The sequence below is a fragment of the Bacillus rugosus genome (assembly GCF_023238245.1).
In the GTDB taxonomy this organism is placed as follows: Bacteria; Bacillota; Bacilli; order Bacillales; family Bacillaceae; genus Bacillus; species Bacillus rugosus.
Genome location: NZ_CP096590.1, coordinates 3,074,700 through 3,101,029, shown reverse-complemented (window position 1 = coordinate 3,101,029; position 26,330 = coordinate 3,074,700). Strand labels below are relative to the sequence as shown.

Here is a 26,330-nt window from a genome sequence, read left to right as displayed (position 1 = left end):
TATGTTACAATGGAAAATCTGTTTTTTACCAGCATCATTTTGGAGGTTTTACAATGGAAAATTTCACTTATTATAATCCGACGAGGCTGATCTTCGGAAAAGGTCAGATTGAACAATTAAGAAAAGAATTAAAACAATACGGCAAGAATGTGCTGCTTGTCTACGGCGGCGGCAGCATTAAACGTAACGGCCTCTATGATCAAGTTACAGGCATTTTAAAAGAAGAAGGCGCTGTTGTTCATGAGCTGTCAGGTGTAGAGCCGAACCCGCGTCTTGCGACAGTTGAAAAAGGCATAGCCCTATGCAGAGAGCATGACATTGATTTTCTGCTTGCTGTCGGAGGGGGAAGTGTCATCGACTGCACAAAAGCGATTGCTGCCGGAGTAAAATACGACGGCGACGCTTGGGATATTTTCAGCAAAAAAGTAACAGCAGAAAGTGCGCTGCCGTTCGGAACTGTTTTAACCCTTGCTGCGACAGGTTCTGAAATGAATCCTGATTCCGTGATTACAAACTGGGAAACAAACGAGAAATATGTTTGGGGCAGCAATGTGACTCATCCGCGTTTCTCTATCTTAGATCCTGAAAATACATTCACTGTCCCAGAAAACCAAACAGTATACGGCATGGTTGACATGATGAGCCACGTATTTGAACAATACTTCCATAATGTTAAAAACACGCCGCTTCAGGACAGAATGTGCTTTGCGGTTCTTCAGACGGTCATCGAAACAGCTCCTAAGCTTCTTGAAGATCTGGAAAACTACGAGCACCGTGAAACGATTTTGTATGCAGGCACAATCGCTTTAAACGGAACGCTCCAAATGGGCTACTTTGGCGACTGGGCTTCTCATACAATGGAACACGCTGTTTCAGCTGTGTATGATATTCCGCATGCGGGCGGACTTGCGATTCTATTTCCGAACTGGATGAGATACACGCTTGATACAAATGTCGGCCGCTTTAAAAACCTCATGCTCAACATGTTTGACATTGATCCTGAAGGCAAAACAGATAAAGAAATTGCGCTTGAAGGCATCGACAAGCTGTCTGCATTCTGGACAAGCCTCGGCGCGCCTTCCCGTCTTGCCGATTACAATATCGGAGAAGAAAAGCTTGAGCTGATTGCTGATATCGCAGCAAAAGAAATGGAACACGGCGGCTTCGGCAACTTCCAAAAACTGAACAAAGATGACGTGCTCGCCATCCTTCGCGCGTCTCTATAAACCCAGAGGGCGGAATCCAGTCATTCCGCCCTTTCTTCTTGACTTGATTTCACAGATAAGTTCATATAAAGTGAAAGATGAAAACATTATACCGTTATGGAGGGACAAGCAATGACGCATGTACGCTTTGACTACTCAAAAGCGTTGACTTTCTTCAACGAACATGAACTTACATACCTGCGGGACTTTGTAAAAACAGCACACCATAATATTCATGAAAAAACAGGCGCTGGCAGCGATTTTCTAGGCTGGGTGGACCTCCCTGAACATTATGATAAAGAAGAATTCGCGCGCATTAAAAAAAGCGCGGAAAAAATCAAATCTGACTCTGATGTATTGCTTGTTGTCGGCATCGGCGGTTCTTACCTTGGGGCGCGGGCTGCGATTGAAGCGCTTAATCACGCGTTTTACAACACTTTGCCAAAAGCAAAACGCGGCAATCCGCAAGTGATTTTCATCGGAAACAACATCAGTTCATCTTATATGAGAGATGTCATGGATCTTCTTGAAGATGTTGACTTCTCTATTAATGTGATTTCTAAATCAGGTACGACAACTGAACCTGCAATCGCTTTCCGCATTTTCCGCAAGCTTCTTGAAGAGAAATACGGCAAAGAAGAAGCGAAAGCGCGGATTTATGCGACAACTGATAAGGAGCGCGGCGCATTAAAAACGCTATCTAACGAAGAAGGCTTTGAATCATTTGTCATTCCTGATGACGTCGGCGGCCGTTATTCTGTATTAACAGCTGTAGGCCTCTTGCCGATTGCTGTCAGCGGCGTCAACATTGACGACATGATGAAAGGCGCACTGGATGCGAGCAAAGATTTTGCAACATCTGAATTGGAGGAAAACCCTGCATACCAATATGCGGTCGTACGAAATGTGCTTTATAATAAAGGCAAAACAATTGAAATGCTCATCAACTACGAACCGGCGCTTCAATACTTTGCAGAATGGTGGAAGCAGCTGTTCGGAGAAAGTGAAGGGAAGGATGAGAAGGGCATTTATCCTTCTTCAGCTAACTATTCAACAGACCTTCATTCATTAGGCCAGTATGTACAGGAAGGCCGCAGAGATTTATTCGAAACAGTACTGAATGTAGAGAAACCTAAACATGAGCTGACAATCGAAGAAGCGGATAACGATCTTGACGGCTTAAATTATTTAGCTGGAAAAACGATAGATTTCGTTAACAAGAAAGCGTTCCAAGGCACGATGCTTGCTCATACAGACGGAAATGTTCCGAACTTAATCGTCAACATTCCTGAGCTGAATGCATATACTTTTGGATACCTTGTATACTTCTTCGAAAAAGCCTGTGCGATGAGCGGTTATCTCCTTGGCGTCAATCCGTTTGACCAGCCTGGAGTAGAGGCATATAAAGTCAATATGTTTGCATTGCTTGGCAAACCTGGCTTTGAAGAGAAAAAAGCAGAGCTTGAAAAACGTCTGGAAGATTAATGTGGAAAAGCTGACTGGCATTTGCCGGTCGGCTTTTTATAAAATCAGAAAGGTGCTGATGTTCATGAAACAAATGGTTAAACATCTCATCATTGCCGGTTTCTCTGCGGTTGTTCTAAGTATCCTTGTCTCCTTTGATGCCGTGTATACAGAGTTTTCTTCAAGCTTTGGCGGCACGCTATCACACTTTTTTATCCACGCCTTTCTTCTTATTGGTTTGCCGCTTGCGCTTTTTACCGATGCGGTACACCGGATGATGAATTTAAAAAGATCTCATGCTCTTTTCACTAAATTAGGACTCTATGCCGCAGTTGTTTATATCTCATGGGAATCGGCTGTAGGGCTTGCTGCGGCAATGGCTGTTTACTTTTTAATTGAATGCGCTTTCTTTTCTGCTGGCCACACGAAAGAAACAACGATTTCCATGTAGTTCGCCTCTGAATGAAGTCTTGTTCGGCAGGACAGGATAAGTGAAAAAGGGGCATTTTTGATGATTACAATACCTTCCGCGATAGATGGGCAGTCTTTTCTGCTTCAAGAATTGGAACAAGTAATGAAGCCGCTCGGTTATGTGATAAACGGCGGCTGGGAATACGATCACGGCTATTTTGATTATAAAATTGATGATACAAATGGCTATTTGTTTTTAAGGATTCCAGTCAATGCGGTTCAGGGCAGTCTCGATGAACGAGGGGCGGCCGTCCGGATCGGAACGCCGTTTATGCTGAGGCAGGTGTTTCAGGCGGACCTTGACGACTATGCCGAGGGAGGGCCGTTCCAATCGCTGTTTAATCAATTTTCCGAGCCGGAAAGGCGCGACGCGGAAATTGATCCGGCGTATTTGGATATCGGCGCCTCCCTTGTGAAAGAATTGGAGTATGTTCTGCTGCATTAGATCGCAAGGAATTGATCTGTTTCGAGCACCTTGTATGTTAGAGGAGGGGAAATCATCGGCCCTTCCTCTTTTTGTACGCCGATAATTGTTGTGTTGTGATCAAGAAAATAGAGGACACACGTTTTGTAAGCGGCTCCCCTTAGATTATCAGGAACAGGAAGAAGCTTCACATGCTGATCAAGTGTCAGATTGATTTCGTTCTGCTTAGACGGCCGTACTTTGATTTGGTAATGCTGCAGCATCGCCCGGCTGATAAATTCTGAAGTACCGATGATTTGATTAGCGCCTGCCCGCTCCGCATTGGTGACAAACCGGTCAGTCAAAATCTCGACGATGCAGTAAGCAAGGGGGTTAAGCCCTTTAACTGATAAAAGAATCAGCACTGACAGCATATCTGCTTCAGCTTCACTTTTATACTGGTCGGCTGTAATCATCACTGATTCCGCTTCAGTAATATTGGCCCGTTTCAGTGTCTCATCTTCGGCAGCGTGCCCGCGTATAAAATGGACGTTTTCGATAAGCGGGCCTTGTTTTAAGGATTCATCAATCAATACAACCGTCTTGGAAGGAGCCGCAAGCTGCAAGTCCTTCAGCAGCCGGTTTGTTTTTTCATTCCACCCGATCAATATAATGTGGCCGCGCCCTTTGTAAGCGACCTTTCCTTCGATGTAACGGTGCTGTCTGCTGAATGCGGCCGCTGATAAAGTGGCGAAATATGCAGTAACAAAGCTTGCTCCGCTCAAAATCAGCAATATTCCAGCCGCCTGTCCCAGCGGCGTGTGCGGCACATAATCTCCGTAGCCAACAGTCGAAACCGTAACGACAGCCCACCAAATGCCCTCAAACACTGAAGTGAACTGCTTCGGCTCAAGAATATAAATGATTTGGCCAAACAAAAGAATCAGAAATAAAATAATAACCCCGATTCGGATAAATAACGGCCACCTGAGCCATGAAATAAATATCCGATTTGATTTCATTCTTTTTCTCCTTCTTCAGATAATGAGATGGATAAAATCTGTTTAATAATCGTATTTAATTTCTCGTTTAGCTTTTCCTGGCCGTACATATCTCGAGCCTGCTTCATTAAATCGGCGGTATCATCATCAAGCTGAATAAGCGGCTCATCGATTTCCGATTCATTATAAAGCTGAATAAATGCGTCCAGACCTTCATTCATTCGGTCGATTGCTGTGCTCAGCTGTTCCCTTTCCTCACTCGTCACTTTCATGGCTTCCATCACACCCGTGCTTTTTTTTAACAGTATGTCCCACTTCCGGTGATGTTTATCAAAAAATGAACAAAACATATAAAACGGATTTCTCCATAAACTAAAACAAAAAGGATGAAAACAGATGACGATCATTCAAAGAACGATCGTGGTTTTGATCGGTACGCAGCTGGCAGCATCCGCGGTGATTTTGTTTATTTTCGATTTGAATTCATATAATCACTTTTCCGGCAGCTTTTCCTGGCTTCGCTTTCTGAAAGAGCTGGTCGGCAGCTTTGCCTTTTATTTGTTTTCAGCAGGACTGCTCTTTCTGCTGATTGGAATGTGTGCTCCGAGCCGGAAGAAGAAGCGCTTTTCTGTACAGGAGAAAGAAAACTCATTAAAATAATTGTAATAAAGAAAGATTTGATCTTGGAAAAAGGATGATGAAAAATGCTGTTTATATTTTTAACAATAGCCGCATTGGGATTGTCGTTTTGGGCACAATTTAAAGTGAAGAGCAACTTTGAAAAATATTCAAAAGTGGAAGCCTCAAGCGGACGTACAGGGGCAGAAACGGCAAGACGGATTTTAGATATAAACGGTCTTTACGACGTGCCGGTCGAACCGGTAAGAGGCACTTTAACAGACCATTACGACCCGACAAGACGGGTGGTGCGTTTATCTGAGCCGGTCTATTACGGCCGCTCAATTTCCGCCATCTCCGTAGCTTCCCATGAAGTCGGACATGCCTTGCAGCATCAGGAGTCATATGGTGCGCTTGTGCTGAGACATAAAATCTTCCCAGTCGTGAATTTTGCATCCGGTGTAGCTCCTATGCTTTTCTTAGGAGGTATGCTTCTCGGCAGCCTGAATTTGATCGGGCTTGGCATCATTCTATTTTCAGCCGCTGTCTTTTTCCAGCTGATTACATTGCCTGTCGAATTCAATGCAAGTTCGCGCGCGAAGCAAATTATTGTGTCAGAAGGATTCATCCGGAACAATGAAGAGAATGGGGTAAATAAAGTGCTGAGCGCCGCTGCCTTAACGTATGTGGCAGCCGCCCTGGTTTCCCTCTTTGAACTTCTTCGCTTTGTGATGATTTTCTTAAACGGTCGTAATGAGAATTAACGTTAAGGAGGTGGCCCCTTACCATTTATGGTAAGGGCTTTTTTTGATTATTTTACAATTGATCGCCATTTTTGTTTTGATTGGCATTACGGCTGTTTTCGTTGCAGCGGAATTTGCGATTGTCAAAATCAGAGGTTCAAAAATCAATCAGCTCATCGAAAGCGGTGACAGCCGGGCGCTTGCCGCACATAAAATCATCTCCAATCTTGACGAGTATTTATCAGCCTGCCAGCTCGGGATTACGATTACAGCCCTCGGCCTTGGATGGCTTGGTGAACCGACATTTGAACGCATTCTTCATCCCTTATTTACAGCGACAGGCATACCGGAACCGTTTAACCACATTGTCACATTTGTAATTGCATTTATCATCGTCACTTTTTTGCATGTGGTAATGGGTGAGCTTGCCCCGAAAACGGTTTCCATTCAAAAGGCTGAAGCTGTCAGTTTATGGATTGCAAAGCCGCTGATCTGGTTTTATAAAATCACGTATCCGTTTATTAAAGCATTGAACGGCTCAGCAAGCTTTCTTGTAAAATTATTTGGCTTTCATTCAGTGAAGGAGCATGAGGTTGTCATTAGCGAGGAGGAACTGAGGCTGATCCTTTCAGAAAGCTATGAAAAGGGAGAAATCAATCAGTCAGAATTCCGCTATGTAAATAAGATTTTTGAATTCGACAACCGGGTAGCAAGAGAGATTATGATTCCGCGGACAGAAATTGCGGTCATCTCTCTGGAGCAGTCGTTAGAAGAGGCGATTCATCACATCATAAATGAACGGTATACACGTTACCCTGTCATTAAAGAAGACAAAGATCATATTTTAGGGATCATCAACAGCAAAGATATGTTTAAAGCTTATTTTCTCGGACAGCCGATTAAGCTGAAGCAGATCATGAGGCCTGTCATCAGAGTTATTGAAAGCATCCCTGTTCAGCAGCTTTTGATCCGCATGCAGAAGGAGCGGATTCACATGGCCATTCTCGTAGATGAATACGGCGGAACGGCAGGGCTTGTCACTGTCGAGGATATAATCGAGGAAATCGTCGGGGAAATCCGCGATGAATATGATCAGGATGAAACGCCTCATATTTTGAAAAAAGGCGAGCATCATTATGTGATGGATGGAAAAGCGTTAATAGACGAAGTAAACGATCTATTTGACATTGCGATTGAAAACGAAGAAATTGATACGATTGCAGGCTGGCTTCTGACGCAAAAAATGGAGCTGAAAGCAGGAGATGTAATACACGCGGAGGGGTGTGAATTTAAAATCCTCGATGCCGAAGATCATCATATCCGTTTTGTAGAAATTAAAAAAACCGACTTTTTATAAAAAGCAGCCGAAGATTGAGCGGCTGTTTTTTTATGACCGCTGATGGTATTCGGAAAAAGCAATGCTGTAAAGCCTTTTTTCTACATAAGATATATAGACCGCACACTTAGGAAGGAGTGGCTGTATGAAAAAGGCTTGGTGGAAGGAATCGATTGTCTACCAAATTTACCCCCGCAGTTTTAAAGATTCAAATGGCGATGGAATCGGAGATATTCAAGGAATCAGATCCAAGCTTGATTACATAAAAGAGCTGGGCGCTGACGTCATCTGGATTTGCCCGCTGTATGATTCGCCAAATGCTGATAACGGATATGATATCAGGGACTATAAAAACATATTAAGCGATTTCGGCACTATGACGGATTTCGACCAGCTGCTTGATGACATTCATGGGCTGGGCATGAAGCTGATTATGGATCTTGTCGTGAACCATACAAGCGACGAACACCCGTGGTTCATTGAATCCCGTTCTTCCATACACTCCGAAAAGCGCGACTGGTATATTTGGAAGGATGGCAAAAACGGAAAAGCGCCGAACAATTGGGAAAGCATTTTCGGCGGGCCGGCATGGCAGTATGATCAAAAGACAAACCAGTATTATCTTCACCTTTTTGATAAAAAACAGCCTGATTTGAATTGGGAAAATGAAAAGGTGAGAAATGCTGTTTACGACATGGTGAATTGGTGGCTTGATAAAGGAATTGACGGATTTCGGGTGGATGCCATTACGCATATTAAGAAAAAAGAAGGGCTTCCCGATATGCCGAATCCAAAAGGGCTGGATTGCGTACCTTCCTTTCCTTATCATATGAATGCTGACGGCATAATGGGTTTGTTAACAGAGCTGAAAGAAAACACATTTTCCCGTTATCCGATTATGACAGTCGGTGAGGCAAACGGTGTCGCTGCAAAGGAAGCGGCTGAATGGGCTGGAGAAAAAAACGGCATTTTCAGCATGATTTTTCAATTTGAACATCTCGGCCTGTGGGATGTAGAGATCAATGAAAGCATTGACATCGTTTCCTTCAAACGAATTCTAACTGACTGGCAAGACAGTCTTGAAGGGATCGGCTGGAATGCTTTGTTTATGGAAAATCACGACCAGCCCCGTTCAGTTTCTGTGTGGGGAGACGACGGAGTGTACCTGAAAGAAAGTGCAAAAGCGCTTGCTTCTGTCTATTTTCTCATGAAAGGCACACCGTTTATTTATCAGGGACAGGAACTTGGTATGACAAACGTGGCATTTCCATCTATTGAGGACTATGATGACGTCGCCATGAAACGCCTGTATGAAATAGAAACGGCGAAAGGCGCATCACACGAAGACGTCATGAAGATTGTCTGGAAAAAGGGAAGGGACAATTCACGAACACCTATGCAATGGAATGCTGATCCATACGCCGGATTTTCTGAGGCCAGACCGTGGATCGGAATCAATGAGAATTACAAATGGCTGAATGCCGAGGCTCAAAAAAACGACAAAACATCCGTATACCACTTTTACAAAAGCCTGATCAATCTGCGCCAAATATTCGATGTTTTTATTAATGGGACATACGAGCTCATTTTACCGGAAGATCAGCAAATTTTTGCGTATCTTCGGAAAAACGAGAGCCATACTGCACTGATTACGGCCAATCTGACAGGAACGCCAGCTTTATTCAAGCACTCCGGGTTACCATTGTCATCAGACGCACTCGTATTGTCAAATGTTGAAACAGAGAGTCACAAGCACATGACATCAGTACTGTTAAAACCGTATGAAGCAAGAATATATGTATGGCGCTAAACTCCAGCGTGAGACTGGAGTTTTTTGTTTTTTATCAGGTTTATGAGAGCGGTTTAACAGGAAAAAAAGAACACAGAACGAAATAGCAAATAGAGCGGATAAATGAAAGGAGAAACAAATGCTGAAAACAATGCAAATCAAAACGAACAAACGAGATGAAATGATTGAAATCACACGCGAGGTGGAAGCGTTTCTTCAAGAAACTGGTGTAACGAGCGGCGCGGCACTGATTTATTGTCCTCATACGACAGCGGGCATTACAATTAATGAAAATGCCGATCCGGACGTCAAAAAAGATATGCTCAGAAGGTTTGATGAGGTGTATCCATGGGAACACGAGCTCGACCGCCATATGGAGGGCAATACAGCTGCACACATGAAGTCGAGTACGGTGGGAGCTTCACAGCAAGTCATTATTGAAAACGGCCGGCTGATTCTTGGAACATGGCAGGGCATTTATTTCTGTGAATTTGACGGCCCGCGTACACGGAGTTGTTATATCAAAATTATGGGGTAACAGGAGGGGTTTCATGACAGAATGGATGAAAGCATTATCGCTGACAAAACCTATTATCCAAGCGCCAATGGCCGGAGGGCTTGTCACGCCCGTCCTCGCAGCCGCTGTGTCAAATGAAGGCGCGCTTGGAAGTCTGGCATCCGGATATCTCAGTCCCGACATGCTTGAAAAGCAAATCATTGAGATGAAGCAGCTGACTGATCGGGTATTTCAGGTGAATGTGTTTGTTCCGGAAAGCAGAAAAGAACCGGATGAGGACATCGTTCAAACTTGGAAAAACAAAATTCCGTTCGCCGAACAGGCTCCTTCATTCTCTTCAGAGGAAGAAGAATGGGAGGACTTCCATAAAAAAATTAACATTATTCTCAAACACAATGTAACAGCCTGTTCATTTACGTTTGGCATTCCGCCGGATGAAAGCATTCAAGCGTTAAAGAAAAATGGCTGCTGTCTCATCGGGACAGCTACGACTCCGCAGGAAGCCGTTCTGCTTGAAGAACGTGGAATAGACATCATCGTACTGCAAGGAAGCGAAGCGGGCGGCCACCGCGGGTCTTTTCTGCCGGTCAGCGGAGAATCGACACTTGGCCTCATGTCGCTCATTCCCCAAGCGGCAGACGCCGTTTCCGTTCCAGTGATCGCGGCAGGCGGAATTGCCGACCGGCGCGGCGTCCAAGCTGCTCATTGTCTCGGAGCCCAGGGCGTACAGGTCGGGACGCCATTTCTCATGTGTGAGGAATGTATAGTATCAGAAGTGTACAGAGGAGAATTAAAAAAAGCGCAGGGAACAGACACGCGCCTCACCTCATTGTTTTCGGGTAAGCCTGCACGGGGTATAGTCAATCAATGGATGAAAGAGCAGCAAGAAGAGGAGGCAAACGCGCTTCCTTATCCATTGCAAAACACATTAACAAAGCCGATGAGAAAACACGCAGCCAGTGAAAAAGATTCCGGATATATGTCCCTGTGGGCAGGGCAATCTGTCGGAATGCTTAACGGGCCCGCTGATGTAAAAACGCTGTTAGCCGAGCTTTGCCGAACGTAACTTGATAAACAGAGGTGACAGGTGATGAACATTCTTCAATATTCTTATAAAAAAAGAGGGAAAATTGAGTTTGTATTTGAAGGCTGGCCTCACTCAAAAGTTACCATGGCTCCTATCAAAGGCTACTATTTTGTCCGCTTCATCAAATGGAGCAGCCTAGATCCAATCGTGACAAGAAATGACCTTGAAAAAATGGAGTGGGCTGCGAACCAGTTTTTCGGCACAGCCCCTTTTTATCGAAAACGAAAAGCATTTGAAACCCCATCGTCTCGAAAATAGGCGATGGGGTTTTTAGCGGACAATGCGGTAAAGAGACGGAACATCCAGTCTGGTCGCCTGAGACAGAAGGTAGGCTGGCTGTATGGCTCCTTTTCTTCTAAACGAATTCAGCTTATCGATAATTTGCTGCCCGCTTAAGATTCCAAGACCATGGGCAAAATATTTATCTTTTCCCAGTAAAATCACATTTTCGCCTCGCCACTGCGCTTTTTGCGGATCAAATTCAGGGTTTTTAAAATATAAACAATCTCCGAGAAAAAAGTGATGTCCTGTTTCCGTATATATCGGCAATTTCTCATAATGCCAGTCATATAAAATAATTCTGTCAAAGGTGGCATCAAATTTTTCTTCCCCGATTGTATCGACCAAGGCCAAATAATAAATGACAACAATCGCGGTCGCACATTCAAACGCGTAGAACGGGCCATTCTCAGCTATGTCCCGAATTGCTTTTGAAGGCCGCATTCTGTATTTCAGCTCCAAGGCGCCTTCCGGTGAAACTCTCCAATACGTTGTATTCCCGTATGTTTTTAAAAAAGTGGCAAACTTCGCTCCGCTTTTGTGCAGCGTTTTTGCCGCTGCGACGATATTCATCCGCAGTTTAAGCTCGAACATCAGTTCTGCAATTGAATGATAATCAAACTGAACAGGCGTCTCAATCATTTCTTTTAACAGAGGATTTAGATTCTCATCAATCTGCCAGTTTTCAACATCTTGGGGACGGAGCAATTGTCCGGATACAATAATCATCTTTAGCCCCCCTTGTTTTTTATAAGATATGCACAGGGCTTGGGCAATGAAAGCTAAAAGACAGAAGACAGCCGAAAAAGATCTTCTTCCATTTTTTATTTTAAAACTTTTTTAAGCAGCCGATATATACTGTATCAAACCTGAAGGAGAAACTGGACATGAAGACTTTTATCAATTGGCTGAAGAAACCGTCTATCTCAAGAAAATTAATCGTTTCATTTATTGCGATTCTTATTATCCCTATTCTTATATTGGAATTGAGTTCTTACCGAAGCGCCAGCGGAAAGCTGGATCAGGAAATTATGGGAAATGCGAAAAGCAGTGTCGATACATTTAATACAACTGTTACAAATGATCTGGGAGCAAAAGCGAAAGCGGTCACCTTTTTCAGTGAATCTCTTAAAAGCTCCGCATTCAAAGGAAAGTCTAATCAAGAAGGGATTAAAACCAAATTTTCGCAATATGTTTCTATCAATCAAGGGGTGGCCAGAATTTATGCTGGCATAGAAAACGGCACCTATGTACAAGCGCCTAAAGAAAAATTGCCGGATGGATACGATCCGAGACAACGACCTTGGTACCAAGATGCGATGAAGACCGGCGGTGAAATTGTCGTGACAGATCCTTACGTGGCGGCGAATGACGGAAGCATGGTCATTACCATTGCACAGGAGCTGAAGGACGGATCTGGCGTTGTCGCCATGGACATTACCATTGATAAATTGTTAGAACAGATGAAGCAAATCAAGGTCGGAAAAGAAGGCTATGTTTTCATTGCAACGAAAAACAAAACATATGTCGCCCACCAGGACCATAAGGCTGGAGAAAAGCTGTCAGGAGACTGGGTAACAAAAATGTATGCTAATGACAGCGGTGAACTCCAGTATACTTTGAATAACGAAGATAAAAAGATGGCATATACAACAAATGAACTGACTGGGTGGAAGATAGCCGGCACAATGTATATGAGTGAAATCAAGGATGCCTCAAAGTCTGTGCTCATAACAGGCATGATCGTGCTGATCGCTTCCATTGCGGCAGGCGGGGTTTTAATTCTGTTTATCGTTCGTTCGATTACAAAACCGTTAAAACGTCTCGTTCAATCATCGAAAACAATCAGCAGCGGGGATCTGACAGAAACGATCGAAATCCGTTCGAAAGATGAGCTTGGAGAGCTTGGAGAAAGCTTCAACGAAATGGGACAATCTCTCCGTTCACTGATCAGCGCTATTCAGGACTCGGTGAACAATGTGGCCGCATCGTCCGAACAGCTTACCGCATCTGCCGGACAGACAAGTAAAGCCACCGAGCACATCACGATGGCAATTGAGCAGTTCTCAAACGGAAACGAGGAGCAAAGCGAAAAGGTTGATTCCAGCTCTCATCAGCTGAATTTAATGAATGAAGGGCTCCAGCAAGTCTCACAAACATCATCAGATATTACAAAGGCGTCTATCCAATCAACGGAAATCGCCGGAACGGGTGAAAAGTTTGTCCAGCAGACAGTCGGACAAATGAACTCGATTAATCAATCGGTTCAGCAGGCTGAAGCTGTGGTCAAAGGCTTAGAAGGAAAATCAAAAGACATCACAAGCATTTTAAGAGTCATCAACGGCATCGCTGACCAAACAAATCTGCTGGCATTAAACGCGGCCATTGAAGCGGCGCGTGCCGGAGAATCAGGACGCGGCTTCTCTGTCGTAGCGGAGGAAGTGCGAAAACTGGCTGTTCAATCAGCTGATTCAGCAAAAGAAATCGAAAAGCTGATCCAAGAAATCGTAGCAGAAATCGAAACCTCTCTTCATATGTTTAAAGCAGTGAATCAAGAAGTACAGTCTGGACTCGTTGTCACAGACAATACAAAAGAAAGCTTCCAGAGCATTTTCAGCATGACAAACGAAATAGCGGGCAAATTGCAGACGATGAATTCCACCGTCGAACAGCTGTCAGGCCGTTCACAGCATGTTTCAGAAGCAGTCAGCGGCATTGCCGATGTGTCGAAAGAAAGCTCAGCAAGCATCCAAGACATTGCCGCATCTGCCGAGGAGCAGCTTGCCTCTATGGAAGAAATCAGTTCATCAGCGACCACTCTTGCGCAGATGGCAGAAGAGCTTCGTGATCTGACGAAGCAATTCAGAATCGAATAAAAGCAGAAAAACAGCGCTATCCAGGCGCTGTTTTTTTCGTGCGGTAAATAATAATAAAGTACTAGTGTCTTCGGTGATTTTAGGACTATTTTTCATTTTTACCTTCATTTCCAATGTAATATAAAGGAAGATCTGCCGATATAACTTGTAAATTATTGAAAGAAGGTTCAAAAGGAAATGAAAAAAACATTTACCACTATTCGCAGGTCATCGATTGCCAGGAGACTTATTATTTCTTTCCTGCTGATCTTAATTGTTCCCATTACCGCTCTTTCGGTAAGCGCATATCAATCAGCAGTTGCCTCTCTTGATATCCAGATGACGCAAAGCGCAAAGGAAAACGTTCAAGTATTAGATCATATCATTGACGATAAAATCAGCACGACTGAAAAAAGCCTCGCGTTTTTCAGCGAGTGGGCTACAGCAGATAAGTTTAAGGATAAAAAGAAAACAGAGATGAAACAGGAATTTAAACAATTTATCCAAATGAATGACAATGTCGCTGCGGTATTTTCCAGCAGTAAAGATGGGGAATTCACACGTTATCCGTATGCAGACATGCCGAGTGACTTTAATGCTTTAGAACGAGATTGGTACAAAGAAGCAATGGTTAATAAAGGCAAAACAATCGTCACTGAGCCTTATGAATCTATTTCATCAGGAAAAATGGTCGTCACCATCGCCCGCCAGACGGAGGATGGATCAGGCGTTGTCGCCATAGATATGAAAATTGATGACCTGGTCACAACAGCGAAAGGAATCAATATCGGCAAAGAAGGCTATGCTTTTATCTTAAGCCAAAACAAAAAAGTCATCGCCTACTCCGGAGAAAAAGCGGGAACAGAGTTAAAGGGGAGCTGGGTTGATAAGCTCTACACAAATAAAAGCGGCGACTTTGAATATACATACCAAGGCAAAGCGAAGAAAATGGCATTTGCCACAAGCGAAACAACAGGCTGGAAAATAAGCGGCACGATGTATGCGGACGAGATCCGCGATGCTGCAAGCAAAGTTCTGACCATGGCTTCAATCGTACTGGCGATTGCCATCGCAGCTGGAATTACAGCGATTTATTTTGTGATTCGATCGATCACAAAGCCATTGAGACGCATTGTCGCATCAGCTGAAAAAATCAGTGAAGGCGATTTAACCGAAACGATAGAAATCAATTCAAAAGATGAACTCGGCGTTCTGAGCCAGAGCTTCAATCATATGGCCCACTCACTTCGCTCACTCATTCACGGCATCAAAGATTCAGTAGAACATGTTGCTTCATCATCAGAAGAATTGACTGCATCCGCTGACCAGACAAGCAGAGCCACTGAGCATATTACGATGGCCATCGAGCAATTTTCAAACGGCAGCGAAAGCCAAAGCGACAGAATTGAGAGGACAACCGAACAAATTAATGAAATGAACGACGGATTGGCTGAACTGGCGCGTGCTGCCGCAGTGATTACGGAAACATCCGCAGATTCAACAGAAGTATCAAGCAAGGGTGAGACACTCGTACAGAAAACAGCCGGCCAAATGAATACGATTGATCACTCAGTAAAAGAAGCGGAACATGTGGTGAAGGGGCTGGAAATCAAATCAAAGGATATCACGAATATTTTGCGTGTCATCAACGGCATTGCGGACCAAACCAATCTTTTAGCTTTAAATGCCGCCATCGAAGCGGCCAGAGCGGGAGAATACGGCCGGGGCTTCTCTGTTGTCGCTGAGGAAGTGAGAAAACTCGCGGTACAGTCAGCTGACTCGGCAAAAGAAATTGAATCACTGATTAGCGAAATTGTGAAAGAAATTCACACATCATTGAACGTGCTTCAGTCCGTGAATAAAGAAGTTGAAACAGGGCTTGTCATGACAGGCGAAACGAAACAAAGCTTCAAACATATATCGCACATGACCAATCAAATTGCTTCCGAACTGCAAAACATGAATGCGACGGTTGAGGAGCTGTCAGCGGGAGCTCAAGAAATTTCCGCTGCTTCGAATGATATCACAGCCATTTCTAAAGAAAGCTCGGACGGCATCCAAGATATCGCCGCATCAGCCCAGGAACAGCTGGCATCCATGGAGGAGATCAGTTCATCAGCACAGACGCTTGAAAAAATGTCTGAAGAACTCCGTGATCTGACAAAACGATTTAAAGTGGACAAGGAATAGGTCTAAACAACTATCTATTTATGGGAAATTAGTTACTTTTGTTGAATTTCTTCTTTTTTAATGTATATATTTACCCATTTCCTGCCGATATGAAGGGTAGCATAAAAAAGGAGAAATGAATGATGAAAAAAATACTCCAACTGATAAAACAAAGATCTATTACACGGAAGCTCCTCGTTTCCTTTCTGTCGATTCTCATCATACCGGTTGCCATATTGGCGGCCATTGCGTATCAATCGGCAAGCAGCTCACTCGACAGGCAGATGATGGGGAGCGCCTTAGAAAATGTACAGCAATTAAACGAAACCATTAACACCAGCATCGGTGAAAAAGAAAACAGCGCTGCTTACTTCAGCGAATGGCTGACAAAAAAGAGGTATAATGCTAAAAGCAATGCAAGTATTGCAGAGAAATTCTCACAATATATCAGCATTAATAAAGATGTAGAGTCCATTTATACAAGTGACAAAAACGGGCGCTTTACCCGTTACCCGGATATTCAGATGCCGGGCGATTATAACCCGGTTGAACGCGACTGGTACAAAAAAGCGGTTGCGAATAAAGGGAAAGTCGTTGTGACAGACCCGTATAAAACAGCCTCTACGAACACAATGGTTGTGACAATTGCTCAACAGACAAAAGATGGTTCAGGCGTTATCGCAATCAACATGACGATCGAAAATCTGTTGAAAACAACCAAAAAAGTCAACATCGGCAAACAAGGCTACGCATTTATCATGACGAAGGACAAAAAGGTTGTCGCCCATCCTAATGAAACCTCAGGAACTGAATTGAAGGGCGACTGGCTCGACAAGGTGCTAAATGCGGATAAAGGCGATTTTCAATACACCATGGACGGCGATAAGAAAAAAATGGCCTTTGACACAAATAAGCTAACGGGATGGAAAGTCGGCGGCACCATGTATTTGGATGAAATTCATGAGGCAGCCCAGCCTGTCCTTCACATTGCTTTAATTGTCTTAGCCGCAGCGATTATCATAGGGATTATCGTCATGACATTGATCATTCGGTCGATTACAACGCCGCTGAAACAGCTTGTCGGTTCCTCTAAGCGGATCAGCGAGGGAGATTTGACGGAAACCATTGATATCCGTTCAAAAGATGAATTGGGTGAACTCGGCAAAAGCTTCAACAATATGGCGTCGTCACTTCGTTCTCTCATCCACACTATCCAGGATTCCGTGGACAATGTTGCCGCTTCCTCTGAGGAACTGACTGCATCAGCCGCGCAAACGAGCAAGGCAACAGAGCACATTACATTGGCGATTGAACAATTTTCTAACGGCAATGAAAAACAAAACGAAAACATTGAAACTGCAGCAGAGCACATTTATCAAATGAATGACGGATTGACGAATATGGCTCAAGCTTCTGAAGTCATCACAGATTCATCTGTTCAGTCAACAGAAATTGCAAGTGAAGGCGGAAAGCTTGTTCATCAAACCGTCGGCCAAATGAACGTCATTGACAAGTCAGTTAAAGAAGCAGTACAAGTCGTGCGCGGATTGGAAACGAAATCGAAAGATATCACCAATATTTTGCGTGTGATTAATGGTATCGCAGACCAGACGAACCTGCTTGCCTTAAACGCAGCAATTGAAGCGGCACGTGCAGGCGAGTACGGCCGCGGCTTCTCCGTTGTAGCGGAAGAAGTAAGAAAACTGGCAGTTCAGTCAGCAGATTCAGCAAAAGAGATTGAAGGATTAATCATCGAAATTGTGAAGGAAATCAATACATCTCTCGGCATGTTCCAGTCTGTCAATCAAGAGGTGCAGACAGGCCTTGACATCACAGATAAAACAGAAATAAGCTTTAAACGCATTTCTGAAATGACGAACCAAATCGCCGGCGAACTGCAAAACATGAGTGCGACGGTTCAGCAGCTTTCTGCCAGCTCCGAGGAAGTTTCTGGAGCGTCCGAGCATATTGCGTCGATTTCAAAAGAAAGCTCGGCTCATATACAAGATATCGCGGCGTCAGCCGAAGAGCAGCTTGCTTCCATGGAAGAAATCAGCTCGTCAGCAGAAACCCTTTCGTCTATGGCGGAAGAGCTTCGCGATATGACAAAACGATTCAAAATCGAATAGTAAGCCAAAACACCCAAGCCTTAGCACTTGGGTGTTTTTTTTAGTTTTTTTATTAAACCTTTTATCCTAGTTTGACGATATTAGATTTAGCTTAAAGGAGGAGTCAACTAGAATGGGAAAAATTACACAATGGATCAAACAGCCATCGATCAGCAAACCGCTTATCGCTGCATTTCTGGCAGTGCTTATTTTGCCGGTTGGGGTTTTAGCATATTTCAGTTATCAATCAGCTTGGAACGCACTGGACAGGGAACTTACGAATAGTGCAATGGGGAACGTTGAAGAACTCAACAGCACGCTGCAAAACAAATTGAATAATAAAGTAAAGGCAATTGATTATTACAGTGAGACGATCGATAAAGATATATTACAAGGGAAAAATAAAACCTCACTGAATGAGAAATTTAAGCAGTACACTACATTGAATGCCGATGTAGGCGCAATCTATGCTGCTTCAGAAGATAAGAAGCTTTACAAATATCCGGATAGCGGCATTCCTAAAGGGTTCGATCCGACAGGACGTGATTGGTACAAACAAGCTGTTGCGAAAAAAGGACAGGCTATTTTCTCAGAACCGTATACTGATGAAGCAACAGGGGATATGGTTGTCACAATTTCAAAACAATTAAAAGACGGTTCAGGGGTTATAGCACTTGATTTAAATCTGGATGAAGTCCTTACTGCTTCACAGAGAATCAAAATCGGCAAAAACGGCTTTGCATTTATTACAACGGGCAACAAAAAATATATCGCCCATCCGACAATTAAGCCTGGGACAACTGGATCCGGCGACTGGACAAACCAAGTATATTCCAAAGGAGAAGGCTCATTTGAATATACTTTTGAAGGCAAAGAAAAGAAAATGGCCTTTACGACAAATAAACTGACAGGCTGGAAAATAGCGGGTACGTACTTTGTCAGTGAATTGCAAGATGCTTCAAGCCCGGTTCTGAACACAGCAATCATCATTCTATGCGTGTCACTTGTGATCGGCGGCATACTCATTTTCTTTATTATCAATGCCATTACCAAGCCGTTAAGAAAACTGGTTTCAACATCCGCGAAAATCAGCAGCGGAGATCTGACAGAAGTCATTGATATTCACTCGAAAAACGAGTTTGGACAGCTTGGCGAAAGCTTTAACGAAATGTCTGCCTCATTGCGTTCTGTGATCGGCGTTATTCAAACGTCTGTAGAAAACGTCGCTTCATCTTCTGAAGAGTTGACGGCAAGCGCGGCCCAAACGAGCAAGGCAACCGAACATATTACACTTGCTATCGAACAGTTCTCAGATGGTAACGAGGCGCAAAGCGAGAAACTGGAAACAAGCTCAAACCATCTTTCTCAAATGAACGACGGGATTTCAAAAGTGGCTCAGGCCTCTTCAACCATTACGAAATCATCGATCCAGTCCTCTGAGGCAGCGGGCAGCGGAGAAAAACTGGTGGAGCACACAGTCGGCCAAATGAAAACAATCGACCAATCCGTTCAAAAAGCGGAAGCGGTGGTGAAGGGTCTTGAAACAAAATCGCAAGACATCACAAGCATCTTGAATGTGATTAACGGCATTGCTGATCAAACCAACCTGCTGGCATTAAATGCCGCGATTGAGGCGGCAAGAGCGGGAGAATACGGAAGAGGCTTCTCGGTAGTTGCGGAAGAGGTCAGAAAACTCGCCGTACAATCAGCGGACTCTGCCAAGGAAATTGAAGGGTTAATTCAAGAGATTGTCAGAGAAATCAGCACTTCACTTTCGATGTTCCAATCTGTGAATCATGAAGTGAAGGAAGGCTTGCAGATTACTGACCAAACAGCGGAAAGCTTTAAACAAATCTACGAGATGACAACCCAAATTTCCGGCGAATTGCAAAATCTGAATGCGACGGTTGAACAGCTGTCAGTTGGATCACAGGAAGTGTCAAGTGCGGTTGAAGACATTTCTGGAGTGGCGAAAGAAAGCTCAGCTGGCATTCAAGACATCGCAGCTTCGGCAGAAGAACAGCTTGCGTCCATGGAAGAAATCAGCTCTTCAGCTGAAACATTAGCAAACATGGCGGAAGAACTTCAGGACATCACGAAGAAATTTAAAATTGAATCGTAATGGAAAGAGAAAGCGGCATATCCTGCTGCTTTCTTTTTTTGTTAAAAAACAAAAGTAAACAAAAAGAATTCAAAAATAAACAAAAATAATATATAATGAAAACGGATACAAATAAAAGGGACGGAGGAATATCAATTATGGTGAAACGTGTATGGGATTCAGAGCGTGCTGCACAGCTGCCGAAAGGCGTAGAGGAATTGGTGTACAGGTCCAATCTAATCGGGTCAGATCGCACTGTCTGCAACTGGGGCGGCGGGAATACGTCTATGAAAACAACGGAAAAGGATTTTAGAGGACGTGAAACAGAAGTCATGTGGGTGAAAGGAAGCGGTTCAGATTTGGCAACAATGAAAGCGCATAACTTTACCGGTTTGAAATTAGATGACATCCGCCCGCTGATTGAAAGGGACCAAATGTCAGATGAAGAAATGGTAGACTACTTGTCTCATTGTATGATAGACAGCAAACATCCCCGTCCTTCAATTGAAACGCTGTTACACGCTTTTCTGCCATACAATCATGTTGACCATACCCACCCCGATGCGATTATCAGCATTTGCTGCGCTGATAATGGAAAACAAATAGCTGAAGATATTTATGGAAAACGGTTTGTATGGGTACCATACGTCCGCCCTGGATTTACTTTGTCTAAAATGATCGCTGAAGGCGTAGCGAACAACCCCAACGCCGAACTTGTGTTAATGGAGAAACACGGCTTAGTCACTTGGGGAGAGACTTCTGAAGCGTGTTATGAAAAAACGATATCCATCATTCAAGAAGCCGAGCAGTATATTAATGATCGTATCAAACAACATGAGACATTCGGAGGCAAAAGATATCAGCCGCTGCCGGAAGACCAAAGAAAACAAATCTTGGCAGCCATCATGCCTGTGATTAGAGGCGCTGTAAGTGAAGAAAGGAAAATGATCCTGTCCTATGATGATCATGACGACGTCTTGGAATTTGTAAACAGTGTTCAAGCGCCAGCGCTCTCGCAAATCGGTGCGGCATGCCCGGATCACCTAGTTCACACAAAACGGGTTCCTCTATACATTGAGTGGAATCCGGAAACTCAAGATGTGCATAAGCTGGCGGACTTGATCAAGTCAGGAGTGGAGCGTTTTACAGCAGAGTATCAGGCTTACTTTACACGCAATCAGCAGGAGGGGGATCAAATCTTTGAATCAGCCCCCCGGGTGATATTGATTCCCGGCATCGGAATGGTGAATACGGGAAAAAGTTACGTCATGTCTAAAGTGAGCGGCGGTTTATACCGGAGGGCTATCGCTGTTATGAAAGGGTCAACGGCTCTTGGGCACTTTGTTTCTTTAAATGAAAATGAATCCTACCATGTCGAATATTGGCCGCTCGAATTATATAAGCTCACACTGGCCCCGCCGGAAGCAGAATTTTCCCGTAAAGTAGCGTTGATAACAGGAGGAGCCGGCGGAATCGGCAGTGCGGCATGCCGACGCTTGGCAGCGGAAGGAGGGCACGTGATCGCAGCTGACCTGAATATAGAAGGTGCGCAGAAAATTGCCGGGGAAATAAACGATGCATACGGAGAAGGACGGGCAATGGCTGTCAAAATGGATGTGACAAGGGAAGAGGAAGTACGGTCAGCCTTTGAGCAAGCAGCGCTTGCTTACGGCGGCATTGATATCGTCGTCAATAATGCCGGGCTGGCCACATCAAGTCCATTTGACGAAACAAGTCTAAAAGAATGGAATCTTAATATGAATGTATTAGGAACAGGCTATTTTCTTGTGGCCCGTGAAGCGTTTAAACAAATGAAACAGCAAAACAGAGGCGGAAGCATGGTATTTGTAGGATCTAAAAATTCGGTTTATGCAGGGAAAAACGCCTCTGCCTACAGCTCGGTAAAAGCGCTTGAAACCCATTTGGCAAGATGTATCGCAGCAGAAGGTGGAGAATTCGGCATTCGGGTCAACTCCGTTTTGCCTGATGCGGTTCTTCAAGGGTCGGCAATCTGGGGGTCAAGCTGGCGGGAGGAACGGGCCGCGGCGTACGGGATTGAGCCAGATCAGCTAGAGGAACATTATCGGAAACGAACGGCACTGCTCGTCAATATTTACCCGCAGGATATTGCCGAAGCCATTGCATTTTTCGCTTCTTCTAAAGCCGAAAAAACAACGGGCTGCATGATCACGGTAGACGGAGGCGTCCCTGCTGCTTTTACGCGTTAGAAATGTGCTATGATAGAAAAACAATAAGACGGATTACGATATGAGGAAGGGCGTTACCGATGCTAGTAGCAGAACGGCAGCAAAAAATAGTGGAAATAGTGAATATGCGTTCAAGTATCCGCGTATCCGAATTAAGTGACATATTTTCTGTCACAGAGGAAACCATTCGGCGCGACCTTGAGAAGCTTGAGAAAGAACATAAACTGAGCCGGAGCCACGGAGGAGCAGTCAGTATTCAGCAGCAGGAATCAGAAGTTCATTTTTCTGACCGGGAAATTACAAATGTCATAGAAAAAAAAGCCATCGCTCACGAAGCGGCCAAATATGTAAAGAGTGGAGACCGAATCATTCTCGATGCAAGCACCACTGCCTGGTACATGGCGAAAATACTCCCTGATATTGAGCTCACCGTCATTACAAACTCAATAAAAGCAGCCATTGAGCTCAGCAATAAAGAAAACATATCAGTCATTTCAACAGGCGGCATTTTGCTGGAAAAATCATTATCGTTTGCCGGGCCGTTAGCAGAGCGTTCACTTGAGACCTATCACGTCACCAAAACCTTTCTGTCATGTAAAGGCTTTGACATAAACAACGGGATGAGCGACTCAAACGAGTGGCAGGCGCTGCTCAAAAAACGGATGATCGAAAGGTCTGATCAAACCATTTTGATGGTCGATTCAAGCAAATGGGGGAACCGCGAATTTTCACATATCGCCTCGCTGCAAGATATCAGCCGCCTTATTACTGATGCTGGACTTGATCCGGTATCGGTAAAAGCCCTTGTAGACAAAAAGGTGAAAGTGACAGCTGTTCCCCTTCCGAAGAGAGGGTGAAAGAATGATTTATACTGCCATTGATATAGGCGCATCAAGCGGGAGGGTCATGGTAGGTGAACTGAAGGAAGGGAAGCTTGACATACAAGAGATTCACAGATTCGCTAACGGCTTTATTCAAAGAGACGGACATTGCTTTTGGGATATTGATCATTTACTAAAACAAATCCTGCAAGGGCTGCAAAAGGTGAAAGCGCTTGGTCATGAACGATGCACCGTCGGCATTGATACATGGGCAGTTGATTATGTCTTGCTGGACGATAAAGGCAATCGCTTGCGGGAAGTGATGTCTTACCGGGATAGAAGAACAGATCACACAATAGGCAAGCTGGAACATATCCTGTCAAAAGCCACAATCTATCAAAAAACAGGAATACAATTTCAGCCTTTTAACACGATTTATCAATTGTATGAAGAAGACCGTGAGCTGCTGAAAACAACAGACCAAATTATGATGGTTCCTGATTATTTAGGCTATTGTTTAACCGGAAAAGCCGTAACAGAAATCACAAATGCGTCCACAACACAGCTCTTAAACGTCTCTACCGGAAAGCTTGACACTGAATTACTTGAAGCCGTGGCTGTTCAGGAACGGCAATTTGCGCCGCTGACTGAACCTGGGCGTGAGCTCGGGATGCTGAGAAATGATTGGTTCCCGGATTATGATCTTCCGGCTTGCAAGGTGATGACAGTCGCAACGCATGATACTGCCTCGGCCGTCATTGCGGCCCCAGGCGTAAACGATAGCTGGGCGTATATCAACAGCGGAACATGGTCGTTAATCGGGGTTGAAAACAAAACGCCGATATTAACTGAGCTGGCTTTAAAAAACAACTATACAAATGAACGCGGCGCAAACAACACCATTCGCTTTCTCAAAAACATCATCGGCATGTGGGTGCTACAAGAAGTAAGACAGCAACTACAAGCAGATTACTCTTTTCAGCAGCTTGCAGACGAAGCACGAAAAACAGAACCATTTCAGCAGTTTATAAACTTAAATGATGAACGCTTTCTGAATCCAGAAAACATGATAGAGGAAATAGAACATTATTGCAGAGAAACCCGCCAAAAGATTCCCCGCACTGCAGGCGAACTTGCCTGCTGCATCTACAGCAATCTAGCCATCATCTATGCGATAGCCATCAAAGAGCTGGAAACCATCACAGAAAAACCGATTGAGCAGCTTCATATCATCGGCGGCGGAGCCCGAAATGATTTCTTAAATCAATTAACGGCAGACATGAGCGGAAAAGCGGTATACGCAGGGCCCATAGAGGCAACCGCCATCGGAAATGTGCTGATGCAAATGATTGCTGCCAACGAAGTCAATACCATAAAAGAAGCCCGGCAAACCGTCAGAAATTCCTTTCCGATCAAAGTGTTTACACCTAAAGACATTGACAGAAGCACGATCATTCAGTCATTTCAGCAAACTGTTTTGAAAGCGCTATCTAAAAGGTGAAGAGGTGATCAGGTTTGAAAAGAAAAGCCAGTATCATGTTTGTCCATCAAGACAAGTACGATGAATACAAACAGCGGCATGATGACATTTGGCCTGAAATGGCAGAAGCACTCAAAGCTCATGGAGCACACCATTATTCCATTTTTTTAGATGAGGAAACAGGCCGGCTTTTTGCCTATTTAGAAATAGAGGATGAAGAGAAGTGGAGAAAGATGGCGAACACAGAAGTTTGCCGCAGATGGTGGAAATCGATGTCGCCATTAATGAAAACAAATCCAGATTTCAGTCCTGTTTCGATAGATCTTAAGGAAGTTTTTTATTTGGATTAAAAAACTGAAAAAGGGAGAGAGCCGCATGACCATAAAAGCCAATTATGACAGTGCAAAACAGTCGTATGAAAAATGGGGAATTGATGTTGAAGAGGCGCTTCGGCAATTAGAGCAAGTGCCTATTTCAATCCACTGCTGGCAGGGTGACGACATTGAAGGTTTTGAAGTAAATAAGGGCGAACTTTCAGGCGGGATTGACGTGACCGGCAATTATCCCGGAAAAGCGCAAACTCCTGAAGAATTAAGAAGAGATTTGGAGAAGGCCCTTTCTCTTATTCCTGGAAAGCACCGCGTAAACCTGCATGCGATATACGCAGAAACAAACGGAGAAGCGGTAGAACGGGACGAATTGAAGCCGCAGCATTTTAAAAACTGGGTGAAATGGGCGAAAGAGCTCGGTCTCGGTTTAGATTTTAATCCGACCTTGTTTTCGCATGAGAAAGCGGCTGACGGACTCACTCTTTCACACCCCGACCCGGCCATCAGGGAATTTTGGATCAGGCATTGCATCGCGTGCCGCCGTATTGGAGAATACTTCGGGAAAGAACTAGGCACGCCTTGCTTAACGAATATTTGGATTCCTGACGGCTATAAAGATGTCCCGAGTGACAGGCTGACACCTCGTAAAAGATTAAAAGAATCACTGGATCGGATTTTCGCAGAGGAGATCAATGAACAACACAATCTTGATTCAGTCGAGAGCAAGCTGTTCGGGCTTGGTTCCGAATCATATGTTGTCGGATCTCATGAATTTTATTTAGCTTATGCTTTGACGAATCATAAGCTTTGTTTACTTGATACAGGCCATTACCACCCGACTGAAACGGTATCAAACAAGATCTCTTCGATGCTGCTTTACACAGACAAACTCGCCTTGCACGTGTCCCGGCCCGTCCGCTGGGATAGCGATCATGTTGTGGTTTTAGACGATGAATTGAGAGAAATCGCTCTTGAAATTGTACGCAATCAGGCTCTCGAGAAGGTCGCCATCGGCCTCGATTTTTTCGATGCCAGCATTAACCGTGTTGCCGCCTGGACCATCGGAACAAGAAATATGATTAAAGCTTTACTGTATGCACTGCTTCTCCCGAACGGCTATTTAAAACAATTGCAGGAAGAGGGCCGCTTTACAGAAAGGCTGGCGCTGATGGAGGAATTCAAAACATATCCATTCGGGGCCATCTGGGATTCCTACTGTGAGCAAATGGGCGTGCCGGTAAGAGAGGCATGGCTTCATGACATAAATGAGTATGAACAAAATGTGCTATTAAAAAGGAAGGCATCTTCTCCGATTGTTTAATAAAAAATCCGCCGCGGCATTTGCAC

Annotated in this window: 23 protein-coding genes and 1 pseudogene; 21 read left to right on the top strand and 3 right to left on the bottom strand. The window is 44.2% G+C overall.

Annotated elements, in window-relative coordinates; genetic code table 11:
- The first annotated feature begins 53 nt into the window (after nt 1-53).
- The 4 genes from M0696_RS15790 (at nt 54) to M0696_RS15775 (ending at nt 3,585) form a co-directional block, all read left to right on the top strand.
- Nucleotides 54-1,226 carry an iron-containing alcohol dehydrogenase gene (locus M0696_RS15790; protein WP_166848974.1) on the top strand — a complete coding sequence of 391 codons (1,173 nt, stop codon included), beginning with the start codon at nt 54-56 and terminating at the stop codon, nt 1,224-1,226.
- A gap of 111 nt (nt 1,227-1,337) precedes the next feature.
- A complete protein-coding gene (locus tag M0696_RS15785) occupies nt 1,338-2,690 on the top strand; it encodes a glucose-6-phosphate isomerase (RefSeq protein ID WP_003242188.1) in 1,353 nt (450 codons plus the stop codon).
- Nucleotides 2,691-2,748: 58 nt separating this feature from the next.
- Entirely contained in the window at nt 2,749-3,120 is a 372-nt protein-coding gene (locus M0696_RS15780; protein WP_166854604.1) for a hypothetical protein, read from the top strand.
- 60 nt (nt 3,121-3,180) lie between these two features.
- The gene (locus M0696_RS15775; protein ID WP_248602138.1) at nt 3,181-3,585 is read left to right on the top strand and encodes a YugN-like family protein; all 405 of its coding nucleotides are present in this window, start codon (nt 3,181-3,183) and stop codon (nt 3,583-3,585) included.
- On the opposite strand, the gene M0696_RS15770 is transcribed toward M0696_RS15775, so the two are convergent.
- Both M0696_RS15770 and mstX read right to left on the bottom strand, forming a co-directional pair.
- On the bottom strand, nt 3,582-4,565 hold the full coding sequence (locus M0696_RS15770) for a potassium channel family protein (protein WP_166848976.1): 984 nt from the start codon (nt 4,563-4,565) through the stop codon (nt 3,582-3,584). The two genes, M0696_RS15775 and M0696_RS15770, sit on opposite strands and share 4 nt — an antisense overlap.
- The gene (gene mstX, locus M0696_RS15765; protein WP_222141938.1) at nt 4,562-4,894 is read right to left on the bottom strand and encodes a biofilm formation protein MstX; all 333 of its coding nucleotides are present in this window, start codon (nt 4,892-4,894) and stop codon (nt 4,562-4,564) included. The genes M0696_RS15770 and mstX overlap by 4 nt, the downstream gene beginning before the upstream one ends.
- Before the next feature lie 46 nt (nt 4,895-4,940).
- On the opposite strand from mstX, the gene M0696_RS15760 reads away from it, so the two are divergent.
- From M0696_RS15760 to M0696_RS15730, 7 genes are all read left to right on the top strand, one after another.
- Nucleotides 4,941-5,204: a YuzI family membrane protein gene (locus tag M0696_RS15760; RefSeq protein WP_166848980.1), complete on the top strand. Its 264-nt coding sequence runs from the start codon at nt 4,941-4,943 to the stop codon at nt 5,202-5,204.
- Between the two features lie 44 nt (nt 5,205-5,248).
- Complete coding sequence (locus M0696_RS15755; protein ID WP_003220791.1) at nt 5,249-5,926, top strand: zinc metallopeptidase; 678 nt, start codon at nt 5,249-5,251, stop codon at nt 5,924-5,926.
- A gap of 43 nt (nt 5,927-5,969) precedes the next feature.
- Nucleotides 5,970-7,262, top strand: a complete 1,293-nt coding sequence (locus M0696_RS15750; RefSeq protein ID WP_248602137.1) for a hemolysin family protein — start codon at nt 5,970-5,972, stop codon at nt 7,260-7,262.
- 124 nt (nt 7,263-7,386) lie between these two features.
- On the top strand, nt 7,387-9,051 hold the full coding sequence (locus M0696_RS15745; protein WP_248602136.1) for a glycoside hydrolase family 13 protein: 1,665 nt from the start codon (nt 7,387-7,389) through the stop codon (nt 9,049-9,051).
- A 118-nt stretch (nt 9,052-9,169) separates the two neighbouring features.
- Nucleotides 9,170-9,568: a secondary thiamine-phosphate synthase enzyme YjbQ gene (locus tag M0696_RS15740; protein WP_166848985.1), complete on the top strand. Its 399-nt coding sequence runs from the start codon at nt 9,170-9,172 to the stop codon at nt 9,566-9,568.
- 13 nt (nt 9,569-9,581) lie between these two features.
- Nucleotides 9,582-10,613 (top strand): nitronate monooxygenase, encoded by a 1,032-nt coding sequence (locus M0696_RS15735; protein ID WP_248602135.1) that lies wholly within the window; start codon nt 9,582-9,584, stop codon nt 10,611-10,613.
- A gap of 24 nt (nt 10,614-10,637) precedes the next feature.
- Nucleotides 10,638-10,892 carry a hypothetical protein gene (locus M0696_RS15730; RefSeq protein ID WP_166848990.1) on the top strand — a complete coding sequence of 85 codons (255 nt, stop codon included), beginning with the start codon at nt 10,638-10,640 and terminating at the stop codon, nt 10,890-10,892.
- Between the two features lie 12 nt (nt 10,893-10,904).
- Here M0696_RS15730 and M0696_RS15725 read toward each other — a convergent pair whose 3' ends face one another.
- On the bottom strand, nt 10,905-11,642 hold the full coding sequence (locus M0696_RS15725) for a protein-glutamine gamma-glutamyltransferase (protein ID WP_166848994.1): 738 nt from the start codon (nt 11,640-11,642) through the stop codon (nt 10,905-10,907).
- Between the two features lie 158 nt (nt 11,643-11,800).
- On the opposite strand from M0696_RS15725, the gene mcpB reads away from it, so the two are divergent.
- The 10 genes and pseudogenes from mcpB (at nt 11,801) to rhaA (ending at nt 26,304) form a co-directional block, all read left to right on the top strand.
- Nucleotides 11,801-13,789, top strand: coding sequence for a methyl-accepting chemotaxis protein McpB (mcpB, locus tag M0696_RS15720; RefSeq protein WP_222141934.1), 1,989 nt, complete (start codon nt 11,801-11,803; stop codon nt 13,787-13,789).
- Nucleotides 13,790-13,966: 177 nt separating this feature from the next.
- Complete coding sequence (tlpA, locus tag M0696_RS15715; RefSeq protein WP_222141933.1) at nt 13,967-15,958, top strand: methyl-accepting chemotaxis protein TlpA; 1,992 nt, start codon at nt 13,967-13,969, stop codon at nt 15,956-15,958.
- A gap of 119 nt (nt 15,959-16,077) precedes the next feature.
- Nucleotides 16,078-17,121, top strand: a pseudogene (locus tag M0696_RS21170) (cache domain-containing protein); the annotation flags it as partial.
- Entirely contained in the window at nt 17,116-18,066 is a 951-nt protein-coding gene (locus M0696_RS21165) for a methyl-accepting chemotaxis protein (RefSeq protein ID WP_428830224.1), read from the top strand. The pseudogene M0696_RS21170 and the gene M0696_RS21165, both read left to right, overlap by 6 nt.
- Before the next feature lie 112 nt (nt 18,067-18,178).
- Nucleotides 18,179-20,167, top strand: a complete 1,989-nt coding sequence (locus tag M0696_RS15705; RefSeq protein ID WP_248602134.1) for a methyl-accepting chemotaxis protein — start codon at nt 18,179-18,181, stop codon at nt 20,165-20,167.
- Nucleotides 20,168-20,304: 137 nt separating this feature from the next.
- Nucleotides 20,305-22,374 (top strand): bifunctional aldolase/short-chain dehydrogenase, encoded by a 2,070-nt coding sequence (locus M0696_RS15700; protein ID WP_248602133.1) that lies wholly within the window; start codon nt 20,305-20,307, stop codon nt 22,372-22,374.
- A 59-nt stretch (nt 22,375-22,433) separates the two neighbouring features.
- On the top strand, nt 22,434-23,210 hold the full coding sequence (rhaR, locus tag M0696_RS15695; RefSeq protein ID WP_248602132.1) for a rhamnose catabolism operon transcriptional regulator RhaR: 777 nt from the start codon (nt 22,434-22,436) through the stop codon (nt 23,208-23,210).
- A gap of 4 nt (nt 23,211-23,214) precedes the next feature.
- Entirely contained in the window at nt 23,215-24,675 is a 1,461-nt protein-coding gene (gene rhaB / locus M0696_RS15690) for a rhamnulokinase (protein ID WP_248602131.1), read from the top strand.
- A gap of 14 nt (nt 24,676-24,689) precedes the next feature.
- On the top strand, nt 24,690-25,004 hold the full coding sequence (gene rhaM, locus M0696_RS15685) for an L-rhamnose mutarotase (protein WP_166849028.1): 315 nt from the start codon (nt 24,690-24,692) through the stop codon (nt 25,002-25,004).
- Nucleotides 25,005-25,029: 25 nt separating this feature from the next.
- A complete protein-coding gene (gene rhaA, locus M0696_RS15680; RefSeq protein WP_166849031.1) occupies nt 25,030-26,304 on the top strand; it encodes an L-rhamnose isomerase in 1,275 nt (424 codons plus the stop codon).
- Nucleotides 26,305-26,330 lie beyond the last annotated feature (26 nt).

Excerpts from the sequence above, each read along its gene's own strand:
- M0696_RS15755 (WP_003220791.1), top strand. The coding sequence starts at position 5,249 with ATGCTGTTTATATTTTTAACAATAGCCGCATTGGGATTGTCGTTTTGG.
- M0696_RS21165 (WP_428830224.1), top strand. The coding sequence starts at position 17,116 with ATGGCGTCGTCACTTCGTTCTCTCATCCACACTATCCAGGATTCCGTG.
- rhaA (WP_166849031.1), top strand. The coding sequence starts at position 25,030 with ATGACCATAAAAGCCAATTATGACAGTGCAAAACAGTCGTATGAAAAA.
- M0696_RS15725 (WP_166848994.1), bottom strand. The coding sequence starts at position 11,642 with ATGATTATTGTATCCGGACAATTGCTCCGTCCCCAAGATGTTGAAAAC.
- M0696_RS15735 (WP_248602135.1), top strand. The coding sequence starts at position 9,582 with ATGACAGAATGGATGAAAGCATTATCGCTGACAAAACCTATTATCCAA.
- M0696_RS15785 (WP_003242188.1), top strand. The coding sequence starts at position 1,338 with ATGACGCATGTACGCTTTGACTACTCAAAAGCGTTGACTTTCTTCAAC.
- M0696_RS15700 (WP_248602133.1), top strand. The coding sequence starts at position 20,305 with ATGGTGAAACGTGTATGGGATTCAGAGCGTGCTGCACAGCTGCCGAAA.
- M0696_RS15730 (WP_166848990.1), top strand. The coding sequence starts at position 10,638 with ATGAACATTCTTCAATATTCTTATAAAAAAAGAGGGAAAATTGAGTTT.
- mcpB (WP_222141934.1), top strand. The coding sequence starts at position 11,801 with ATGAAGACTTTTATCAATTGGCTGAAGAAACCGTCTATCTCAAGAAAA.
- M0696_RS15780 (WP_166854604.1), top strand. The coding sequence starts at position 2,749 with ATGTTCATGAAACAAATGGTTAAACATCTCATCATTGCCGGTTTCTCT.
- rhaB (WP_248602131.1), top strand. The coding sequence starts at position 23,215 with ATGATTTATACTGCCATTGATATAGGCGCATCAAGCGGGAGGGTCATG.
- M0696_RS15740 (WP_166848985.1), top strand. The coding sequence starts at position 9,170 with ATGCTGAAAACAATGCAAATCAAAACGAACAAACGAGATGAAATGATT.
- M0696_RS15745 (WP_248602136.1), top strand. The coding sequence starts at position 7,387 with ATGAAAAAGGCTTGGTGGAAGGAATCGATTGTCTACCAAATTTACCCC.
- M0696_RS15760 (WP_166848980.1), top strand. The coding sequence starts at position 4,941 with ATGACGATCATTCAAAGAACGATCGTGGTTTTGATCGGTACGCAGCTG.
- M0696_RS15790 (WP_166848974.1), top strand. The coding sequence starts at position 54 with ATGGAAAATTTCACTTATTATAATCCGACGAGGCTGATCTTCGGAAAA.
- M0696_RS15775 (WP_248602138.1), top strand. The coding sequence starts at position 3,181 with ATGATTACAATACCTTCCGCGATAGATGGGCAGTCTTTTCTGCTTCAA.
- M0696_RS15770 (WP_166848976.1), bottom strand. The coding sequence starts at position 4,565 with ATGAAATCAAATCGGATATTTATTTCATGGCTCAGGTGGCCGTTATTT.
- rhaR (WP_248602132.1), top strand. The coding sequence starts at position 22,434 with ATGCTAGTAGCAGAACGGCAGCAAAAAATAGTGGAAATAGTGAATATG.
- M0696_RS15705 (WP_248602134.1), top strand. The coding sequence starts at position 18,179 with ATGGGAAAAATTACACAATGGATCAAACAGCCATCGATCAGCAAACCG.
- mstX (WP_222141938.1), bottom strand. The coding sequence starts at position 4,894 with ATGTTTTGTTCATTTTTTGATAAACATCACCGGAAGTGGGACATACTG.
- tlpA (WP_222141933.1), top strand. The coding sequence starts at position 13,967 with ATGAAAAAAACATTTACCACTATTCGCAGGTCATCGATTGCCAGGAGA.